The organism is Peribacillus frigoritolerans (genome assembly GCF_030676415.1).
In the GTDB taxonomy this organism is placed as follows: domain Bacteria; phylum Bacillota; class Bacilli; order Bacillales; family DSM-1321; genus Peribacillus; species Peribacillus frigoritolerans_A.
Window position 1 is genome coordinate 38,070 of record NZ_JAUUTW010000021.1, and the last position, 21,528, is coordinate 59,597.

General features: G+C 36.4%; 21 protein-coding genes and 2 pseudogenes. 6 read left to right on the forward strand and 17 right to left on the reverse strand.

Annotated features, from left to right (window positions below):
- Positions 1-232 precede the first annotated feature (232 nt).
- From Q8G36_RS18720 to spoVAD, 8 genes and pseudogenes are all read right to left on the reverse strand, one after another.
- The gene (locus Q8G36_RS18720) at positions 233-787 is read right to left on the reverse strand and encodes a hypothetical protein (protein ID WP_370694076.1); all 555 of its coding nucleotides are present in this window, start codon (positions 785-787) and stop codon (positions 233-235) included.
- Between the two features lie 777 nt (positions 788-1,564).
- Positions 1,565-1,753 (reverse strand): annotated as a pseudogene (locus Q8G36_RS18725) (IS5/IS1182 family transposase); the annotation flags it as partial.
- A gap of 415 nt (positions 1,754-2,168) precedes the next feature.
- A complete protein-coding gene (locus tag Q8G36_RS18730; protein ID WP_305161012.1) occupies positions 2,169-2,465 on the reverse strand; it encodes a hypothetical protein in 297 nt (98 codons plus the stop codon).
- 200 nt (positions 2,466-2,665) lie between these two features.
- A complete protein-coding gene (locus Q8G36_RS18735; RefSeq protein WP_305161013.1) occupies positions 2,666-2,878 on the reverse strand; it encodes a hypothetical protein in 213 nt (70 codons plus the stop codon).
- 353 nt (positions 2,879-3,231) lie between these two features.
- Positions 3,232-4,092, reverse strand: a complete 861-nt coding sequence (locus Q8G36_RS18740) for a DUF421 domain-containing protein (RefSeq protein ID WP_305161014.1) — start codon at positions 4,090-4,092, stop codon at positions 3,232-3,234.
- A 29-nt stretch (positions 4,093-4,121) separates the two neighbouring features.
- A complete protein-coding gene (locus Q8G36_RS18745; RefSeq protein ID WP_305161015.1) occupies positions 4,122-4,328 on the reverse strand; it encodes a DUF1657 domain-containing protein in 207 nt (68 codons plus the stop codon).
- Positions 4,329-4,341: 13 nt separating this feature from the next.
- A complete protein-coding gene (spoVAE, locus tag Q8G36_RS18750; RefSeq protein ID WP_305161016.1) occupies positions 4,342-4,692 on the reverse strand; it encodes a stage V sporulation protein AE in 351 nt (116 codons plus the stop codon).
- A gap of 2 nt (positions 4,693-4,694) precedes the next feature.
- The gene (gene spoVAD / locus Q8G36_RS18755; RefSeq protein WP_305161017.1) at positions 4,695-5,708 is read right to left on the reverse strand and encodes a stage V sporulation protein AD; all 1,014 of its coding nucleotides are present in this window, start codon (positions 5,706-5,708) and stop codon (positions 4,695-4,697) included.
- Positions 5,709-7,234: 1,526 nt separating this feature from the next.
- On the opposite strand from spoVAD, the gene Q8G36_RS18760 reads away from it, so the two are divergent.
- Entirely contained in the window at positions 7,235-7,510 is a 276-nt protein-coding gene (locus Q8G36_RS18760; protein WP_305161018.1) for a hypothetical protein, read from the forward strand.
- A 251-nt stretch (positions 7,511-7,761) separates the two neighbouring features.
- On the forward strand, positions 7,762-8,154 hold the full coding sequence (locus Q8G36_RS18765; protein WP_305161019.1) for a hypothetical protein: 393 nt from the start codon (positions 7,762-7,764) through the stop codon (positions 8,152-8,154).
- Positions 8,155-9,074: 920 nt separating this feature from the next.
- Here Q8G36_RS18765 and Q8G36_RS18770 read toward each other — a convergent pair.
- The 4 genes and pseudogenes from Q8G36_RS18770 to Q8G36_RS18785 form a co-directional block, all read right to left on the reverse strand.
- A pseudogene (locus Q8G36_RS18770) lies at positions 9,075-10,348 on the reverse strand (IS110 family transposase).
- A 289-nt stretch (positions 10,349-10,637) separates the two neighbouring features.
- The gene (locus Q8G36_RS18775; protein ID WP_305161020.1) at positions 10,638-11,393 is read right to left on the reverse strand and encodes an SDR family NAD(P)-dependent oxidoreductase; all 756 of its coding nucleotides are present in this window, start codon (positions 11,391-11,393) and stop codon (positions 10,638-10,640) included.
- Positions 11,394-11,447: 54 nt separating this feature from the next.
- Entirely contained in the window at positions 11,448-12,230 is a 783-nt protein-coding gene (locus Q8G36_RS18780) for a MerR family transcriptional regulator (RefSeq protein ID WP_305161021.1), read from the reverse strand.
- Between the two features lie 1,260 nt (positions 12,231-13,490).
- Entirely contained in the window at positions 13,491-13,898 is a 408-nt protein-coding gene (locus tag Q8G36_RS18785; RefSeq protein WP_305161022.1) for an Lrp/AsnC family transcriptional regulator, read from the reverse strand.
- A gap of 134 nt (positions 13,899-14,032) precedes the next feature.
- Here Q8G36_RS18785 and Q8G36_RS18790 point away from each other — a divergent pair, with 134 nt between their 5' ends.
- The 3 genes from Q8G36_RS18790 to Q8G36_RS18800 all read left to right on the forward strand — a co-directional run bounded on the left by Q8G36_RS18790 (position 14,033) and on the right by Q8G36_RS18800 (position 17,380).
- Positions 14,033-14,797 (forward strand): MBL fold metallo-hydrolase, encoded by a 765-nt coding sequence (locus tag Q8G36_RS18790; protein ID WP_305161023.1) that lies wholly within the window; start codon positions 14,033-14,035, stop codon positions 14,795-14,797.
- Between the two features lie 166 nt (positions 14,798-14,963).
- Positions 14,964-16,283, forward strand: coding sequence for an MFS transporter (locus Q8G36_RS18795; RefSeq protein WP_305161024.1), 1,320 nt, complete (start codon positions 14,964-14,966; stop codon positions 16,281-16,283).
- 524 nt (positions 16,284-16,807) lie between these two features.
- Positions 16,808-17,380, forward strand: a complete 573-nt coding sequence (locus tag Q8G36_RS18800) for a biotin transporter BioY (protein ID WP_305161025.1) — start codon at positions 16,808-16,810, stop codon at positions 17,378-17,380.
- A gap of 287 nt (positions 17,381-17,667) precedes the next feature.
- On the opposite strand, the gene Q8G36_RS18805 is transcribed toward Q8G36_RS18800, so the two are convergent.
- Both Q8G36_RS18805 and trhA read right to left on the reverse strand, forming a co-directional pair.
- Entirely contained in the window at positions 17,668-18,153 is a 486-nt protein-coding gene (locus Q8G36_RS18805; protein WP_305161026.1) for a YusW family protein, read from the reverse strand.
- Between the two features lie 98 nt (positions 18,154-18,251).
- A complete protein-coding gene (gene trhA, locus Q8G36_RS18810) occupies positions 18,252-18,896 on the reverse strand; it encodes a PAQR family membrane homeostasis protein TrhA (RefSeq protein WP_305161027.1) in 645 nt (214 codons plus the stop codon).
- 179 nt (positions 18,897-19,075) lie between these two features.
- Between trhA and Q8G36_RS18815 the strand changes: the two genes are divergently transcribed.
- Positions 19,076-19,663, forward strand: coding sequence for a metalloregulator ArsR/SmtB family transcription factor (locus Q8G36_RS18815; RefSeq protein WP_305161028.1), 588 nt, complete (start codon positions 19,076-19,078; stop codon positions 19,661-19,663).
- Between the two features lie 63 nt (positions 19,664-19,726).
- Here the strand turns inward: Q8G36_RS18815 and Q8G36_RS18820 are convergent, their stop codons facing one another.
- From Q8G36_RS18820 to Q8G36_RS18830, 3 genes are all read right to left on the reverse strand, one after another.
- A complete protein-coding gene (locus Q8G36_RS18820) occupies positions 19,727-20,326 on the reverse strand; it encodes a cell wall hydrolase (protein WP_305161029.1) in 600 nt (199 codons plus the stop codon).
- 105 nt (positions 20,327-20,431) lie between these two features.
- A complete protein-coding gene (locus Q8G36_RS18825; RefSeq protein ID WP_305161030.1) occupies positions 20,432-21,007 on the reverse strand; it encodes a GNAT family N-acetyltransferase in 576 nt (191 codons plus the stop codon).
- A 39-nt stretch (positions 21,008-21,046) separates the two neighbouring features.
- Positions 21,047-21,451, reverse strand: coding sequence for a secondary thiamine-phosphate synthase enzyme YjbQ (locus Q8G36_RS18830; RefSeq protein WP_305161031.1), 405 nt, complete (start codon positions 21,449-21,451; stop codon positions 21,047-21,049).
- Between the last annotated feature and the right edge of the window lie 77 nt (positions 21,452-21,528).

The following is a 21,528-nucleotide window of genomic DNA, read 5'->3' on the forward strand; positions in this document are numbered from 1 at the left end:
TCGACATAAAAAAAGCCGATTTCCCTCCTCTAAGGAAATTCGGCTTTTTCATCAACTTGAAATAGGTTCTAGGTATACGCTCCTCAGCACCTGCCCAAGCCCGGAAAATTTCCGCCTTACGACAGCTTGTGCTTGAGTGGCAGTTGCGACAAAAAACCACTATTCTCCCATTCCTTCTAAATCGATGAGAGTGATTTTGAAACTCCTTCACCTGGTCATTGGCAATCTCCCGTTATTTGATTTCGATCGCCGAAGCCTTGTTGTCCCAATCCGAAGCCATATTAGCAGTTTTACCATACCAATCGGAGTGTCTAAAGGAGACTCCTCTGCCATACCCTTGAGATGAAGTATGCTCCCACAGCGTCGTCGAATAGCTTGAAGAAGGTGACGCCGTACTTAAGGAGGAAATTCTGTCATTCCAGCTGGAAGACAAGTTTGTAAACCCGTCTCTCCAATAAATATAATTCCCACCTTTATATTTATACTCATAGAAATCGGTACAACAAGAACCGCTACCCATGGTAGTGACTTTGTTTTGAAGCCTCTGTTTATCTTTTTCGATAAATGCCTGCAAAGTTTCCCTGCTTGTAAATCCATACGCCAACCAATCGCCCTCTTTATTCTGTTTAGGTAGAACCATGGTTACTTTTATTTCTTTGTTAGATATGTTGCTCACTTTGGCCTGGGAATCCACATCTTTTCCATCCACATTTAAATAGTGGAACGATTTAATCGTATAATCCTTTTCTGCATTCGTCGCGGCCTTCGATACTGGTGTAAATCCCATGACAACGAAAAGACAACATATTATTACGGAAAGACAAAGTTTTACTCGCAATTTCTCCACTCCCATATTATTGAAATTTAGATGCTTTGACCGGAAAAAGTGAATCAATGTTGACTGCCCCTGCGTAAATTCTTGACGGAACAGCCGATACCGACTTGTACACTAATGGCTGAATTCCACTTTTATTACATATTTCCTCCTTCCTTCTTCGCTCCCAGCCGTTTTTACGAAATGTGTCAAAGGATGATTCTCCTCCAGTCTAAATTGTATATTATTTACATACAAGTATATATTTTCCTATATTGTGAGTTGGGTAAATAGTTTGACCATACAAAATTCAAGTTGAACCTGACTCCTTTTAAAGAACTTTAAAAGGAGATACCACAATTTAAGCAGTGCCTTCTTTAATAGTAAATCTCAATGACTTTATTGTTTCTTTTCACAACTTACATTTTTTAATTTGTACATCTGCCATCTATGTTCCAAAACTCGTACTTTTCTGAACACATGTCACAACGCTTTGAATATTTCTTTTTTTGTTACTATTCACGTTGTAAAACCCTGTTCATTATTCTACGTCCAATACCTATTAAAATTTGCCTTATTTAGATTTGAAACTAATTGATCAAACTAATACAAGAAATCTTGATAAATGAATAAATAGAAAGGGCATGTTTTGAAAAAGAATTAATCAAAACATGCCCTAATACTATTTAACTGGATTATTCTTTTATAAAAAAGATTAATAATTTTTGTGTTCCTTAATCAACTAACGCACTTAACTAAAATAACTGGATCAATACTTGGGCGTCCTACCTCTGAATACATATCTTTCACCAAGTCATAAATGAAAGTGAAGTCAATGGCAGCCTCCATTTTACGAACCAAATGGTTCGGTGGCACCAGTTGATCTAAAGTAATCATTTCAAGTTGATCTCGCTGAATAGAATCATGTTTAGAAAGCATCCTCATCACCTCAAGTTTTAATCCTTCTATTTTAAAACAAAAATGACTCCAGGCAAAAGTGTTCTATCTAAAAGGTAAGACAAAGTTGATTGGAACGGAAGGTACGAGACTCCTGCGGGAAAAGCGCGTCTAGGGGAGACCCCGCAGGCGAAAGCCGAGGAGGCTCCCCGACCGCCCGCGGAAAGCGAGTGCCTGGAGTGGAAATCAACGTCCAAATTGTACAAGCCATAAAAATAGACAAACTCGATTTTCATCGAGTTTGTCTACAGTCTGAAACGAACAAAAGGAAGCCTTTAGGCTTCCTTTTGTTCGTTTCACTTTTTAGTTCCTTCCTTCAGTTATATATAAGTCGAAACCATGGAGATTATTATTTGTTTATATTAGTCAGAATTTTTGGTTCGGGTCTGATTCCAATTTATTTGTTTGTCAAAGGATTTTTATCAGGTACTAATTCCTTTGAAAACTCTGTTATAGCAGCTACTTTCGGCATTTGGCCAACTGTACGTGTTCGAATATTATTCATTACATTTTGAACAGGAAGCAGCATATTTCTGTTCCTGTTTCTTCTTAATCCATAAGCAGCTGCACTAACTCCCAAACCTAATAAAGACGCCCACATCATACCTCTTCTATTATTACTATTTCTACCAAACCTGTTTAACAGATTTTTCTTTCTCCCTGTATTCAAAAGCATAGATACCCAATTATTCATTTTTTAGACACTTCCTCTATATAAATTTGGAAAGCAAAATTTTTCCCTTCCATCATCTAATATTTGTTTTTAAGGGTTTGATGATGCTGGCAATGTTTTGTTATAGAACCATGCCATTTTTTCTTTACGATGACTGTCTGGTTCTCGTTCCATCAAAAAACCTGCAACTTTTATAAGTTACAGGGAAAAAATTAAGTGTTTTATTCAGATTTTTGGGCTAAAAATGCACTTTGCACTTGGCTTACTGCTGTTTGAGCTTGCGCAATCTCATTAGTAGCTTGTTTAATTGCCTCTTGAGCTAAAGTTGGGTCTGAAGATGATTTCTCAATTGCTTGAGTAAGTAAACTTTCTGTAAGGGTCACATTTGCTTTAGCTTGATTTAATTGGTTTACATCAATTTGATTTTGAGCCACTAGGATCTCCCCTTGTTATTATTTAAATTACTTTTATATCTTTACCTAGTCAGTCTTTTTATAACCGGGAATAACAAAAAAAAATGTTGGTTTTATTTAAGCAATTTTTTCTCTTCCTATATATGTACAAGCAGGTGATTTCAGAATGAGGCTGAGATTTGTAATTAGTTGAAAGCAACCTTTTTAAAAAGAGGCGTGACAAGTTGAATTTCCCTTTAGTCTACATATACATATAAAATCTCCTTTTACCGCATTACGTTTGATAAATTTTTGGGTGAATTTTAGGAGGCATGTATCTGCCTCCTATGTTTTTTAGATCGAATCAAATAACCCATGAACAATGGATCATACAATCAACTTTTTAAGATATGCGTAACGTTATCAATCGCTTTTTGTAGTTTTTCACTGTTTTTTTCATATATCTGCTTGGCTTCTTTATTTTCTGTTCCTAATGCAAATAGTTCTAAGTCTGCTTGGCATTTTTTCATAGTCGAAAGAAGTAAAGGCCTTTCTTGAGGAGATGGTACTTGCAATATATCATCAAAAAGATCCACCGTTAGTTCTCCATAAGAATTTATTTGTCCAAGAAAGACATTTTCAATGGTGACCCCTAATTTTTCTAATTCAGTATGTAACCAACCTCGACTTCGTCCAATCGTCGCAAGTGGTTCATCCAATATTTCCCCATCCATTATGACGGTTTGAGGCTCTTTGACTGAAGCAACCACCAAGTTTAAATCCTTTGCTGTTAATGGCTGGTTCTCTTTCTTTAACATAACGGATAAATCTCCGGTTGCCTCTAATACCGCAAATTCCACATCAGACACCTGAAAAGCATCCTTCTTTCGAAGTAACTCTAACAATTCATCCGTTGTATATCTTTCCTTCTTCAAGTTATCTTCCATGATTTTTCCATCTTTGATAAAAACCGTTCCTTTCCCTTCTACAAGGTCCCGAACTATCTTGCTTTTCAAAGAAATAACTCCAATTAAAAAAGATATTGCCGCAGTAGTTACAATTCCTATAACTCCCACTGAAATATTTCGTTCAAGTCCCGTAATCACTTCTGCCCCAATACTACCTATAGTTATACCAACTACATACTCAAAGTAAGACAGTTGAGATAGCTGCTTTTTACCTAACAATTTAGTTACTAAAAAAAGGATAACGAGAAACAACAAAGCACGGATAAATACATCTAACCAATCAGGCATTATATAACCCCTCCTTTTTATACGTTATTTTAAAACCCTTTATACTGGAATTCCTCATTCTCCAATTCTCCTACCCTTTTTTTCAAATCTGTTACTATTTCGTTCACAGCTATCATCGTTTCATGCAAGATTTGTTTGGATTCGTTTTCTTGAGTCCTTAATGCTAAACTCGATAGACTGGCTTCTACGCCTTTTAGGCTTGCAAGACATTGCTTTACTTCCGATCCGATGGTCATCTTACATCCTCCCTTATCCCTTTGGTTTAAAAATCAAGGCTCCTAACATGCCAAAAATAATGGCAGCTGAAATGCCGGCACTTGTCACTTCAAACATTCCTGTAAGTACACCGACTAACCCGTGTTTTTCGGCTTCTTGCATGGCCCCATGTACAAGAGAGTTCCCAAAGCTTGTAATAGGAACGGTAGCTCCTGCACCAGCAAAATCAATTAACGGTTCATATAAACCAACCCCATCTAATATCGCACCAATCACGACAAGGGTACTTAACGTATGTCCCGGCGTAAGTTTAAACACGTCAAACATAATTTGCCCAATGACACAAATCAAACCACCTACGACAAATGCCCAAAAATAGATCATGTCTATTGTTCACCCCCGTATTCAATTGACACCGCATGGGCGATACAAGGAATCGTTTCATTTTGCTGAAAGGATAAGGGGGATAATAAGGCACCTGTTGCCACCACTAACATTCTTTTAAATTCACCTTTTTTCATTCGGTTTACTAAATGACCATAGACTACTGTTGCTGAACATCCTGCACCACTACCACCTGCCAAAACCGGTTGTCCTTCCCGATAAATCATTAATCCGCAGTCCTGAAACTGATCTTCACTAATAGAGGTTCCATGCTTTTTAAATAAATCAAGGGACACTTCATGGCCAATCTGACCAAGATCCCCGGTAACAATTAAATCGTAATAAGATGGATCAATGTTCCGTTCCTTTAAATGAGCTTCAATGGTATCAACGGCAGCTGGAGCCATGGCTCCTCCCATATTAAATGGATCCGTCAATCCCATATCGATGACACGGCCAATTGTTGCAGAAGTGACACGAGGTCCATCCCCGGAATTACTAAGTAAAGCCGCACCAGCACCTGTCACGGTCCATTGTGCTGTAGGTGGTTTTTGTCCCCCGTATTCCGTTGGATAACGGAACTGTTTTTCAACGGCGGTATCATGACTGGAAGCCCCTGTTAACAAATATTGAGCTCCATTTGTATTGACAATATAGGCCCCTAAAGCTAATCCTTCCATCGAGGTAGAACAAGCACCAAACAACCCAAAGTAAGGGGCTCCAATTGTTCGGCTTGCGAAACTTGTCGGAGTGATCTGATTGATCAGATCTCCAGCAAGGAGAAACTGAACCTGTTCCTTTTGAATCTCCCCTTTTTCCATGGCTATTTGACAAGCTTCTTCAAAAAATATTTTATGAGCTTTTTCATAGGAATCCTGTCCAAGCCATAAATCTGCATGGAGAAGATCAAAATCTTCCGCGATAGCTCCATCTGCTTCAAATGGCCCTCCAACTGTACCTGTAGAAATAATCACGGGCTTTTGTTCGAAGACCCATGTACGATGACCTTCTAACATCACAAACCACCCCACTGTATAAGAATTGTTTTAATCAAAGCAATGATAAAGAATGGGTTGAACTTATTCAAATGGTTAATAACTTGGAAACACCGATACAAGAAATCAGAAATTTTGTATCAGACTATAAAAGGTAATAAGGTTGATAAAAAAGGGAGGAACCGCCAGAAAACCCTATATTTTTCATATTCTTATCATTCATCTAAAACCATAACTATTCATTTTTAGTGATGGTTTGTACCAACTAAAAAATACTTATCTATAACCTTCACTAGTTCTCTCTATTTTCAATTAGATAAAGTGAATTTCAATAATATCCTATATATCCATAAGGGTAATAATTCGAATATGGTCTGACAAATGGGAATACAAAAACAACATATAGGAAGCTCAGTCGACGATATCGGCGATATCGTCGACTGCGAGGACGTCCGTAATCATCGTATTCATCTCCATAGCTCCACAAATTCTTCAGGAACTAGCATTGTCACACTTTCTTCATCCATATCATCGATAATACCATCAACCTTAGTCGCTCAATTGTCCTCTAACAGGGTAGTTCATATATTTCCTACATAGGGTTTTTATATCGTCAGGCTGGTACCCCCTGATTTTGTTGAGGATTTATAGGATTGTTGTTATTGTAGTCCACTAAAAATATCTCTCCTTCATTCACGTTAGGATATTCATACTTTTTAATGTATATCTCTCCAAAATTAATCTTGCTGCTTTAACAGATGTTGCACGAATCACAAACTTTCTATTTTTGTTTGTGAATGACAAATAAATTCATAATTTTTTTCTCAAATGCCCCTTTCCTGGGTTGGGGGGCGTTTGTTCTGGACCGAAGATGAAATGGTTTGAATAATAATCGGAGTTGGAGAGATATTATTTACTGACCTTCCATCACCCCGTATCAAGCCTGAAAATTTGATATGGGGTTTTATTTCTGTAGATTATTTATTAGGGGAATTTACATATAGATGATCTTTTCCCAAATAAGTTTGTAAAAGCGAATCACCTCTGTTCCTGTCTATTCCCCAAGGGTGGGTGCAGGGATCATTTATCTGTCCTGGTCCCCCGCGTAAATAGAGAACCATAGTAAAAGATGAATTAAACACTCGGTGTTTTGGATATTTTAACACAGAACTTTGAAATACAAGTTGGAGATAGTGTGGAGTTTGAAGGATATAGATTTAAAGTATTGGAAATTTATGGGCTCAAGATTAAAAATTGAAACTTCAATTGAGTGAGTCAATTTACTGCGTAAATCCAAGAAGATCAAAAGTATTTGTATGTATGAGTACGAATATATTTAGTAAAGAATGAACAAACTAATTACAGCGTGAGAAACTCTCTTGGTGTTCCTTTCTTTATCTAAAGATACCTTCTAATATTAATTGGGAGGTATTTTTATTTTTGTTTCTCATAAGTGATTTTGGAAAAGTCACTCATAATTACTTACATATGAGGAATGATAAAGAAAGGCCTAAAGGTCAAATCAAATTATGAAGGGGGGGTACACCATGAATAAAAAATGGCTTCTCATGCTAATAGGGACATTTTTATCTGTTATGTTAGCAGGATGTAACGTTGATCCGGATCCGGATCCTGCTCCACCTGAAGTAGATGCTCCGGCAGATAATGAAAACGATATACCTGACGTTGATCAAAATGATACACCTGGCGTTGATGAAAATGATAACATGAATAAAGATGATGAAGAAGATAACGATCCAGATCCAGAAGATCCAATAGAAGATCCAGAAGATATGCAAGATGAAAATAATAGAGACGATTAAATTCAGATGGTTATCTCTACTAGGGAATGTCCTTTTTAATTTTTTTACTAATACGCGCTGTAGGATTTTTAATTTCTAAAGAACCTGAAGGTCTATCTGATTTTCAGGTTTTTTACTGCTTCCGGTATAGGGTAGCTTCAGGAAAATGCGGATTTACAACGATAAGGAAGTCTCAACCCATAAAACCCTTTCTGAATTCACATAAAAAAATTATTAGGATATAAATAATAATAAAAGGGAGTGATGAACTGGTGTTAAATAAAATAGCTGCTTTTATTTTATTGTTTTCCTTGACTATTTCGACAACTGATGGTGTACGAGCTCAATCGTTATCTAATCAAAATCACAATACTGTTTTTGAATATACACCTAATTACAACAGTCTATATAGCTTTTTGAATATAACTGAACAGGAATATACAAATTCAATTAAGGCAGGAAAAACCATGGCAGAGATTGCTAAAATTCAAGGCATTTCAAAGCAATCTCTAATTAACTTCTTAAAAAACCAGATGACTGCTCAATTAGATAAACAGCTCAATGAAGGGAAAATCAATAAAGAAACCCATGAACATATAAAAAGTAATTTAAACCCTGCTATTGAAGACGATATTAATTTCAGATTTCAAAAACCTTCCGAATAGATATTAAGGTCAACAATACATAGACATTAAATAGAGCTGCCCGTAGTAGTCAATAACTGACTACTACGGGCAGCTCTATCTTTTTTAAATCATCTATAAAAATCAGCTCCGGGACTTATTATATGATACCAAACAATTGTATCGAACTGTTCAGCACAACAACCCGAATCCAATAAGGAATTCGGGAAAAATCTCCATTCCAATATTTGAAGATTTTGGGTATGAGGCTATTGAATTCTATTGATATTGATCTGTATCTTGACTTTTTATTTATGTAATAAAAAAACATGGGTATAAACAATTAAAAGTAATTCACCTTTTAATGCTGAGTTGAGAACATAAGTAATTGTAAATTACCTTTTCATGAGATAGGTGGAAACCAAACCAATTTATCACTGGAATCTTGAAATGACTGCGGTGAATCCCACAATTTTTTAAATGTACTATAGATTAAATTATCAGAATTAATTTCAGACCCAGTGAGTTTAAAAGCAATATTCCCAAGCATACCTTTATGATTTGAATAGATTTTCGAAAAATAAACCCTATCTTTATTTAATATGTGATTAACAATTTCCTGTTATTTTCCAATTCTTTCTCCTCATTACCAATATAACACTTACAGGTATAAATACCTTATATAGTTAAAAATGAAACCTATTTTATGAAAATGTATGTTGGGTAATACAAAAAGAATTTATGTCTTTCCCTCCCATGTCTCAACGGGTCAATTGCTCTCTCATTCCTTCGTCATGCCTATCCAAGGGGTGGAGGCCAGTTATGCTAACCTGATGGGTCACCCCTTTTGTTCAAGAAACCTGGTACTCCGTACATATTTGAAATCCTACGAATAAGACAACATTCAAAATTACAGTTGACTATTTTAAAATGATACATTTTATATAACTAATGTTTTATTTCTATGCTGCTAAAGGGATTGATACTTGGACTTTTTTTGGACAATAAGACTCGTTTCGTCGTGCTATTCCTACAAAAATCCTTGCTAGTTTACCTATCAGTTTCATGATTGATTTCATTTTTTTTATCTTCTTTACCTTCACATTATGGGAATGGAAGGCTTTAAACTCAGGGTTATTCATCACAAGGCTCATAGTTGCTAAGTAGAGGAATCGTGTAGTCTTGACCTTCCACGCTTTGAAATAACAATCTGACCTTTCCATTTGCCTGAACTTGCTTCAGCTAGATGTAATCCCGTATGCCGTAATAGAGAGTTCCCGTGAGAGAAACCACTTAGATCTCCTGATTCACCCAGTATCCCAGCTAATGAAATTTCACTTATTCCTTTAATCATAAGAAGTTTTTTTGCAAATGGTATTTTGTAGAGAACTTCTTTAACTTGCTGTTCAACTCTTTTGAGTTGTTTTACAGCGAGGTCATATTCCTCTAATAATTGTTCTAAATGGAATTTATAAGCATCAAGAGCTTGTCCGGTCCCAATAGAGGATTTGGCTAGATTGATTAGTAATGGAGCCTTCTTGGGTCCTGGTTGTCGTTTCATTAAAGACTTCCACCCCCTCATGACATCTGGTGTTTCTAGTGAAGATATTTCATCCGGTGTAGGAAATAAACGAAGGGTTGCGATCGCCCCTTTGCACGTTACACCTTTAAACACTTGTCTGAGTTCAGGAAAGACCACATCCACCCATCGATTTACTTGATTAATAGACATCACGAGACGTTTAACAATTCCATCACGGTTAGAAATTAGAACTCTAAGTTTCTCAAATGATTCGGATGTGGGACGAACAAAGGAATAATAGCCGTTTTTAACCATATCCGCAATAACGAGGGCATCTTTTTTATCACTTTTCGATTGAGTATTGTCACGATTCTCTTTATTCCTTTTTACTAAGTGGGCATTCACAGTAACTACCTCAATATTTTGTTTATCCAGCCATTTTGATAGGTTAATCCAATAATGTCCTGTAGGTTCCATACCCACTATTGTGGAATCTAAGTTTTTTAGTTTTTGTAAGTTTTGAATCCAACTTAATAGTTTTACGAACCCCTCTTCATTATTTTCAAATGTAAGAGGATCCCCAAGTACAATTCCACGGAAGTTAACAGCTCGAGCAACGTGTAATTGTTGGGCTATATCCACACCTACAATTAGATGTGTATCGGAAATTCTTTCTATTAGTTGATTTTGTTTGTCTTGCATTTTAAAATTCATAGTAAGGCTTCCTCCTTAAGATTTTGAGTTAGATTGGACTCTATACTCGTATCTTACTGAGGGGCTCTATTTTTTTCAAACCTGATATTTAACGATCTACAGGAAATGCTAAACTGCCCCGTTAGTGCCATAAGAAAAGGAGCTGCTGATCAGCTCCTGGTAATGAAGTAAAGCACCCGTTCGTTCAAAAAAAAGCGAACCTTATTAAGTAATCGTTCCCGATTCCTCATAATATAATTGCATTAAAAATTATGAGTATAAAAAGTATCTTTTTATTCCCATTACACAATTACAAATGACTCCCTCCGGTTACGTCCATATTATGCCCCGTAATAAAACTTCCTTTTTCACTTGCTAGAAACGAAACAGCATTTGCAATTTCTTCGGGTTGACCCTCTCTTTTTAAAGCACTCATATTCTTTGCATTTGCTTGGCCTTCTTCAGTATGTAACCAGTTAGCAGTTGAATCCGTGTCAATGATTCCGGGCATCACTGAATTAACCGTAATTCCTTTGGCCCCTAATTCTTTGGCAAGTGTAAATGTCATTGTATTAATGGCACCTTTTGTCATGCTGTATACCATCATATGCGGAAATGCAATACGTGTCACACCGGATGATAGGTTAATTATTCTACCATTGAACTCTAAAAATTCGATTAATGATTGCGTAATAAAATATGGAGCTTTAACATTCGCATTAAATAGTCGATCGAACTCATCATAGTCCACTTCACCAAATCCATTTGACGTAGCATGTCCTGCATTATGAACGATTATATGCAATGATACATCATTCTCTTCAATTAACATTTTTCTAGTTTTCTCTATAAATGCTTCAATTCCTTCACTGGAATTAAAATCACCTTGAATTAATTTCACTTGTCTGCCACTTAACTCAATTTCTTTTTTTAGCTCATTCGCTTTTTCGGTGTTTTGATTGTAGTGCAACAATATATTAAATCCATCTGTTGCAAGTTGTATTGCGACTGACTTACCTATTCCTCTAGATGCTCCCGTTACCAATGCATATTTATTTTTCTTCATGTGTACTCCCTCCTTTTAAAGAGAGTGTAAAGGTTAACCTAGGGGTAAGGTCAATTATATAGAAGGGAAAATAAATATCGAAAGGCGCTTTGATGAATATAGATAATCATCAGGGTTTAATATTCGTTCATAAATATAGGGTTCAGACAATTCAAATTCGTTATTTTCCATTATTTCTTTTATCTTTAGCGCTGATTCTTCTTGATAAGGATTTACTTCGTAATAAAACTGCGTCGTATCAAAACCAAAATAGCTTGTGTTAACGATGTGATTTAATTTCTGATTTTCTACTTGTAGAGCGATGCTAACAGGATATATTTGATTATCAATCAATTTATATTTAATAATCTTATCTTTCACACTCACTTTCAGCCCTTTAATCATTTCATCTGAATTATTCAGCGCCACACATATATTTTTATTTGGTTCTATGTTGTATTCATATACAATCACTGGTTCTATATACTCTTTTTTGACCGCAATATTTGATTTAGTAATCATATTACTTAGGATTTCTAATTGATTTATTGCTTGATTGGCAGCTTTTACTTTATTCTTTTCTTGGTGAAGCTTTTCATCTATTAAATTATTTATCTCTTCATCTGACAATTCTTCATTCATGATTTCACGAATTTCATTCAACGTAAAACCAGCTTGTTTTAATAAATTTATTCGTTTAGCAGCTAGTAGCTGATTTTGATCATAATATCGATAATCATTATCTGGATGAATAAATATAGGGTTCAAAATATTATGTTTATCATAAATATACAAAGCTTTCCGTGATAAGCCAGTTAACTTGCTAAAATCTTTTATTCGAAGCCAATTATTATTCACTAATGAATCACACCTACTATCCATTGTATTTAAATTTTTCTTAGATAATTACTGGATAACCTTTAAACCAATCATTATTCGACTAGCCCGACCTTAAGCTCTTGCACCCGTTAGTTATCTTATCTGCAGGATACTATAAAAAATCCTTGCTTTAGGTGCATATCTTTCAATTAAGGATGTTAATAAAATATGGTGTGCTTCTGATACTGATGCTTTTGGTCCAAGTATAAATTCTGCTTCATTAAAAATTCCCGGATCCTAGATTCACATCAATAAACTTGTCTATTGTTGGATAGGTTTCTAAATCTAAAGTTTCTTTTGTTATTTCATCATCTGGAAAGGCAAGGATTCTAAATCTCCATTCCTGTTTAAATTCCCAACGTTTCTCCTTAAACATTCCTAAATCGTGAAGGTTAATTCTTATAAAAATAGTCATGTGATTTGTGTGAAATTTTGGAATGTAGATGTTTTTCTTCGTTTGTATAGGTACACTTTATTTGGTCCCTAAATTCTACTTGTATGGAAAACTAATGTTGATTCCTTCTTTGTATGTTAATACAGTCAGCATATCTTATTTGAGAACCACCCTTTTCCAATATTGTAGGAGTGTCTCTTCCTTTAAACATATTGACAGATAATTTAATTCTTACTCCATCCATATCTCTAGTGTACATTCTCCACATTGGAATTGATTCATCAGAATGACTTGTCCAACTTGAAGTGAATATTGCGGTATTAGCTAAAGGGAAATCTAGTGACTTTGCTTCGTTTTTATCATTTACTCCATCCAATCTGCAAAAATCTTAATGTATTATACTTTAAAATTAAAGCTAGACTTTCAAGTGAAGTGTAATGATAAAGATGTTCAGGTAACTCTGTAATTCCCATTTCACCCCACATGAAATCATCAGTATAAATTATTTCTCCAAAGCAATTAATATACATAAAAGGTCCCCTTAACTTTGGATTGTCAAAAACATTTTCCCACAAGAACAAAAAAATTACTTCCCTTTAATACTTTAATATATTGTACTCTTATTATTTATTTCCTGCTTCTTCAACAAACCTGCCCCGATAGTTGCATGCATAAAGAAAGAGGTGCCAAAGCAACTCCCTTATTGAAGTAAAGCACCTGTTAGTTTTAGTACAGTCCTTCAAAAACTAACTTTGGAATAAGAAAAAGAGGTGCCATAGCTACCTCCATTGTTCAAATAAACCTCTCTATAGTTTAAGTACAAATCCCCCATTTTTATTAATGTTTTATTTATTAATAACAATAGATAATTTATAGTTTGCATACTTGTTTAACTCTAATAAAAATTGATTTAACGCTTCATTACTTGGAAACCTGCACTCCAAAAGATAACAGCTATCTCCACTGATTTTATAATTATTGATGACATACCCCTCCTTTGTTTGGATAAATGAGAGATAAGGTTGATGGTGTGTACCTTCTATATAGATATTGATAAAGGCATACGTAAAGCACCCTAATTTCGCTTGATTTACTTTAATGCTATACCCCTCAATAACCCCATTGTACTCTAATTTCTCCACTCTAGCTGCGGCTGCTGGTCCTGTTAAGTGAACTCTCTCCCCTAATTCTTTCATCGTAATCCGGCTATTGCTACATAACTCCTCAATAATTCGCTTATCTGTTTGATCCATCTGAACGTCAACTCCTTTCAAAAATAAAGTCAAACGCCTAAAACACTTTATTTTATCTGTGTATTTGAATGCTGCTCATATTATACACTTAACACTGTTAGGAAACACACATGTAAAGAAAGGGAGTTTTAAAGATGAAGATTACACAAATTCGAAATGCAACGATAGTTGTAGAATATGCAAATAAAAAGTTTTTAATTGATCCTATGTTAGCAGAGAAAGGTACGTACCCATCTTTCCCTGGTACGATTAGGCAAGGTCAAAACAATCCTTCAGTGAGTTTACCAACCTCTGTTGACGATATTATTAGTGGAGTTGATGCAGTCATTGTGACTCACTTACATTTAGACCATTTTGACGAGGCAGCGCAAAGACTATTATCAAAAGATATGAAAATGTTCGTTCAAAATGAAGAAGATGCAAAGGAAGTCCAAAATACCGGGTTCCAAAATGTAGAGGTATTAACAAAGGACACTGTCTTTGAAGGCATCCAATTAGTGAAAACAAGAGGCGAGCATGGAAGAGGAGAAGAACTATTAAAGCGTATGGGGGAAGTATGTGGCGTTGTCTTTAAACATCCAAGTGAAAAAACATTGTACGTAGCTGGTGATACAGTCTGGTATGAAGGTGTACAGGAAGAATTAGATACCCATAAACCAGATATTATTGTCATCAATGGCGGAGATAATCAATTTATAGAATATGGTTCTCTCATTATGGGAAAAGAAGACATCTATGAAGTACACAAGGCGGCTCCTAATGCTAAGGTTATTTCTGTTCATATGGAAGCTGTTAACCATTGGACACTATCTAGAGAAGAATTAAAAAACTTTAGTAAAGAAAAAGGATTCTCAAGTAATATTTTAGTACCAGAAGATGGTGAATCCTACACATTTTAATAGAAACACCGACAAACAGTGTTTTAAAAATAAGAAATAGAAGAAGCTCATAATTATCGAAAATTTAATTATGAGCTTCTTCTAATGACGATATAAATGAAATGTTCCAAGTATGACAAAACAAACATGACAAGCTACAAGGATATTTCGTTAGGAGGTAGAGTTCATGACAATCACAGCAAAAGATACAAATGTATCAACACAGCAGCCTATATGGTTGCAAGAATATATTGATTCACCAGAAAGACAAATACAGCTTTATAAAAAAACATTAAGAATTTTGATTCTTTCACAAATCTTTGGGGGAGCAGGACTTGGAGCCGGTATAACAGTAGGAGCGCTTCTTGCACAAGACATGCTAGGGACTGAAAATGCGGCAGGAATTCCAACTGCCCTATTTACTTTAGGTTCTGCAGGAGCTGCCCTACTTATAGGCCGGTCTTCACAACGTTTTGGCCGTAGAGCAGGACTTGCAGGTGGTTTCCTTGCAGGTGGGTTAGGTGCTGTTGGTGTTATCATTGCAGCTTTAACCAACAGCATCCCACTTTTATTTATTTCTCTTTTTATTTATGGAGCTGGTACGGCGTCTAATCTACAAGCGCGATATGCAGGGACAGACCTTGCAACAGATAAACAAAGGGCAACTGCTGCAAGCATGGCCATGGTTTCCACTACCTTGGGTGCTGTAGTTGGTCCTAACTTGGTCAATAGAATGGGAGAATTTGCGGATTCAATTGGTGTTCCAACCTTGGCTGGCCCCTTTATCTTGTCGGCAGCTGCTTTTATCATCGCCGGATTATTTATCTTAATTTTTCTTCGTCCAGACCCTTTGGTTGTGTCTACAGCTATTGCGAATGCTAAGAAAAAAGACGATACCGCACAGACAGGGACAAATTTAAAGAATGCTACCATAAACAAAAAGGGTGTTGTTGTAGGGGCTGTCATTATGATTTTGACTCAATTTGTCATGGCAGCCATTATGACAATGACACCAATTCATATGGGACATCATGGTCATGGTTTGAGAGAAGTAGGATTAGTTATAGGTTTCCATATAGCAGCTATGTACCTTCCTTCACCATTGACAGGTTTACTGGTAGATAAGCTTGGCCGTATTACTATGGCTGTTGCTTCTGGTCCTACACTCCTAGCCTCTGGATTGGTGGCAGCTTTTGCACCGGTAGGTTCAATGCCTCTGCTTACCCTGGCGTTAGTACTACTAGGTTTGGGCTGGAACTTTGGTTTAATAAGTGGGACTGCTCTCATTATAGATTCAACACACCCATCTGTGCGTGCAAAAACACAAGGATCAGTCGATGTCCTATTTGCACTGTCAGGAGCAGCTGGTGGGGGGATATCAGGAATGGTAGTCGCTCATTCTAGTTTTGCAGCATTATCACTTTCTGGAGCCATTCTGTCACTAGTGCTTATTCCTGTAGTTGTTTGGTCTCGGAAAAGTCCAAACAAAGAGCTAAGAATGATGTAAATCATTTCCCTCAAAAAGAAGCACCAGAACAAGTTACGTCACTTATGGAGGCATGTTTCTAATTGTAAATGAAATAACAATTAAAGCCATCAATAATTTTTAGAAAAAGCAAGAACAACCCCCCCTTGTTTCTCAAGGGGGTTCAATTTGTCTAGTTTTATCGTTTATGTAGGAGTTTAAAATTTTCAAACAACGTGTACGCGGTAAAAATTGAAAGTTTTCTTGAAACTATAGTTACCAATACAGGAGCAGAACGAGGGTTCGGTTCTTTGTTTGGCTGGGACTTACCTGAAGACACAATCTTTTATGATGAAATTTTCAATACGGAAACGATAACTAGCCTTGCAAAAAGTTTCATTAATTTTCCAAGTTTTGAATTTTACTTTTACTTACAAACCTTGTCATCTAAAAAGTCCATTATTGAAATAAAATTCATAATATCATTGACAGTGTTTACTTAACATATTAAAATTCTTTATATGTTAACTTGTTATACAACTAGGTTTACATTAGGGGGAAACACGATGAAGGAACGTCATGAGAAGTTAAGAATGATGATGGTTACAGCTTTTTTCGCAGCACTTATAGGAATACTTGCCCAAATTACAATTCCTCTGCCCTTAGTACCGATTACAGGGCAGACTCTAGCTGTTGGACTGGCAGCGACAATACTGGGTTCACGTTATGGAACCTCTTCCGTTTTATTATACTTGTTCATAGGGGCAGCGGGAGTACCAGTATTCGCTGAAATGTCTGGAGGACTAGCTAAGATATTCGGTCCGACTGGCGGTTATTTATTATCCTATATCCCGACAGTATATATAACGGGTCTTATATTGGAAAAAACCCGTTTCTCAGTTGCAATGGCTTTCCTTGCAAATACAATCGGGATGATACTTACTTTGGTCATCGGTACGGTTTGGTTAAAATATATGAGTTCATTATCTTGGCCAGTGGCATTTGCCAGCGGTTTTGCTCCATTTATCATCGTAGGAGTTTTAAAGGCATTCCTTGCATCTTGGCTTGGCATTACAATCCGTTCAAGGTTAGCGTCGGCTAATATGCTGCCAAAAAAAAATGCACCACTTTCACAATGATGGGTAAATGAAGAAGAGGGAGGGTACCGCTTGTGGTACCCTCTTTTACATCTATATACAAATTCCAGAACACTACATAAAAAAAAGACTCTTAATAAAGAATCTTTTTTACAAGTATTTACTGCGGTCCTATCCCCATAAGTCCGAATATGAATAGCAAATGTATATTATCCCCTTTGCTAACCGTAATCATTTTACTATAGGAACAGTAATTTGACAACTATTGAGGACACCCATGAACATGCTACCATTTTATTACTTTAGGAAGAATATAGTAACGAATTTAGTTACTTATTATTCACCTTATATTCTTTTTTCGTGCCATCATCGAAAACTACCTCTAAATCGAATTCTTGATAGTCATCTTTCAAATTAAAAGCTTTTGTCACTTCTTGAATGACTTCCTCCTCTGATGAATCTTTGGTGAATGTCAATTTTTCCAGAATCGGGGTCAATTCTTTCATTGCTTCATCACCGTGAACTTCATGTTTGTTAAGTTTGTCCTCGATCGAAGCTTCTGTTTGAGCTCCCATGGTATCATATTCAGCTTCGTATTCGTTATCATTGCCTATATAATCCACTTCTAATTGAAAATCCTTATAAGTGAAAGGCAGTTTTTCATTATTATCCGTTCCTGTTTCAGGATTATTTTCCGCTTGATTTTCATTTTCCTGAACCGGCGGGTTTTTCACTTCATCGTTTTCTTCGCCGCATCCAGCCAAAACAAGCATAGCGGCAAACGGCACTGATATTATTTTGATTGATCTTCTCATTAGTTTCCTCCTCCTTTAGTCTGTATACCTTATTTATTTCCTAATAGGGTCATTTAAAACCCCAAGAATCTCTTAGATACATCAAATCGACCAAGTGATCATAGTGGAAGGATATAAAACAATACCGCAAAAAAGTGTGTGACAGATCCCCCAAGCACGAAAACATGCCAAACCGCGTGATGGAATGGAAAACCGCGCCAAACATAAAAGATGGCTCCAAACGTATAAAGCAATCCCCCTGCAATCAGTAACTGGATACCAGCTGAAGGCATCGTTGCTGTAAGTGGTCCCCAAACGATAACGATCATCCACCCCATTGCAATATAGAGAATCGTCGAAAGGAAGAGGAATTTTTTCACATAGAAAGCTTTGAAGACGACACCAATGATTGCAATTCCCCAAATTATACCTAGCAGTGTCCAGCCCAGTGACCCTTTGATCACAAGAAGCATGATGGGCGTGTATGTTCCTGCAATGAATATATATATGGCTGAATGATCAAAGATTTCAAATATATCCTTTGTTTTGCCCTCTGGAAAACTATGCACTAAAGTGGATGATACGTATAAAAGAAGCATGGAAACACCATAAATGACTGAAATGACTATATGCCAAGGCGATCCTGTTTGGGCTGAGAATATGATTAAAAACACAAGTGCGGCAATACTCAACAAAACGCCGACACCGTGGGTTATCGCATTGACCACTTCTTCTTTTTTTGTATAAATATGAGTATTAGCCATGTTACAGCTCCTTAATTCCGGATTAATTTTTTTTGCATTCACCTAAAGTATACATCAGATCTTCCAAGCAATATAGAAAAGTGAATATTAACTTGATTATTATCCCTTAATTAGATTATTATCCCTTAATAGATTATTATCTAATTAGATGATAATCTAATTAGAAGTGGGGGATAAAAGTGCAATTAGAAAAATTGGTCGCTTTCCATAAAACGATTGGTGATGTAACTAGGATTAGAATTATATCCATCCTGGCAAATGGTCCAAAACACGGACAGGCACTTGCGGGAATATTAAAATTGACGGCCCCGACCATTTCACACCATTTAACGAAATTGAAGGACATTAATTTAGTGAAGGATCAGAGGGAAAAAAATACGGTATATTATTTTTTGAATGAAGATGTCCTGAAGCATTATTCGTCAGCATTACCTAAAATGGTTTCAAATAGGGGGGACTTCAATAAAATGGATAATCAAAAGCTGAATTTAGAACACAAAAAGATCCTTGAAAACTTTTTTACTCCAGATGGTCGACTAAAAACCATACCAGCACAGAGAAAAAAGAAAATGATCGTTCTTCATCATATAGCGAGCCTTTTGGAAAAGGGACGTAAATATCCAGAAAAAGAACTGAATGAATTCATCCAGTCTTTCCATGAAGATTATGCAACGATAAGGCGCGAACTCATTATCGGAAGCATCATGTACCGTGAAAACAGCATTTATGAATTGAATCCCCGCGAGATGTGGGCTGATATCGTTTAACGGAAGGTTTGAAAAAAGAAAAAACCGGCCTTCCATTTGGAAAGCCGGTTCTTGAGATGTAGTTTATATGGCAAAATGGTGGCCGCCGATAATTTTTATTACTTCTAATTGTTTCATCCATTCACTGTCCGAAATACTAGGATTCCAAAAATACAAGGCATCATTTGTGTAGCCATGAATCGCCAATGCTTCATTGACGGCTCTCTTGGCATCAGCACCTGCTGCTTTGTTTATACTGCCATCACCAACAGGCGAGAATTGGTTTTTTTGATAGATCACTTCCCGTACCGTATCAGGAAATTCATTACTATCCAGGCGATTTAAAACAACTCCTGCCACCTCTACCTTACCTCGGTATGGCTCCCCTTTGGCTTCTGCATGCACAAGCCTTGCTAATAATTCTTTATCTTTTTCATTCATTACATGTGGAATAATCAATGTCTTACCAGGCTCGGCAACATTATTTACATTATTATTGACTTCTTTCAACTTTCTGATTGGAACACCGTGCTGCTTCGCAATATCCCATATCGATTCACCTTGTTTAATGACATGTTTGGTTGCTCCATCAGAAGCTTTACTGGTCGTTCCCTTAGGAAAAGCTATCCCAAGTATGATGACACTTAGAGTCATTATCACGGTTATTAATACTGATAATTTCATCCTGTAACCTCCCCATTAAGCATCTTCCAAGGATAACAGACCATATGGGAGAAAACAGTGCTAAATTTTTTCCAAGGAAATGGAGGAAAAATTTTCACGGATCTATTAACTTCGAAATTTTAATGATTCCCATTCTTCCCGCAGCATTCCCATTCTGATTGAATCATAATAATAACCATCATGATAACGGCATTTTCTCATCCTTCCCTCTACTTGCATACCTACCTTTTCTCCAACTGCGATCATACGTTCATTACCTGACCATGTCGTCAGCCCAACCCGCTCAATCTCCATTTTTTCGAATAAATAGCCTATGAACAACATTAACGCTTCTGTTCCATAACCGCCATTCCAATACGTGGGCTCAAAAATCGTAATTCCGATTTCAAGCCAACGTGAAGGTTCATGTTCCCAGTAATATACAACAGAGCCTATTATTTGATCGTTTTTTTCCATTAATAGCTCAGAGTAAACCCCCATTTTCTCATCATAGGTTCTATGCTTCGTTTCTTTATCGATATACGTATGGAAATCAATGAGTTCAAGAGGATGATAAGGTGCATCCCACTTTTTCCATTCTGGATCGGCTTCTCCATATTTCAGGCTCCATAAACGTTTTAAATCGGCTTGTTTAACATTCCTCAATATTACTTTGCTTCCTTCAATCCAAACATCGTCCAATCCGCTTCCCCCACTTCATCCTTGCTGTATCCTTCCATTTTACCGGTCGACACATAATTTAATAAAATATTGCCTTTCTCTGGGACCATCGAATTCACAAAAATATACACCCTGCCAAGTACCAAGGATTAAGCTCCCTTTATGGATGATCACCTGTTGTGAAGAACCAACCGTACTTGATTTCAAATGGGCAGCCGTGTTTCCTTCCATATGTAAATCCAATGTATGATTCCATGGGTATTGCTCATCCAGTCTTCTTAGCATATCCTTTTTGACATCGGGATCAGCATTTTCATTAATCGTGATCCCTGCTGTCGTATGTGGACAATATATAAGAGCTATCCCTTCTTGAATCCCATTTTCCTTGATGAATGCCTGTACTTCTGTCGTAACATCAATCATATCATCCCTTTTCGTCGTTTTTAAGGTGTTTTTCTTCAGCATGTACGTTCACTCCCTTTGTTCATTTTAATACTCCTTTACCCATAAACATTACATTCATGCTTTCATAAACCATTCAA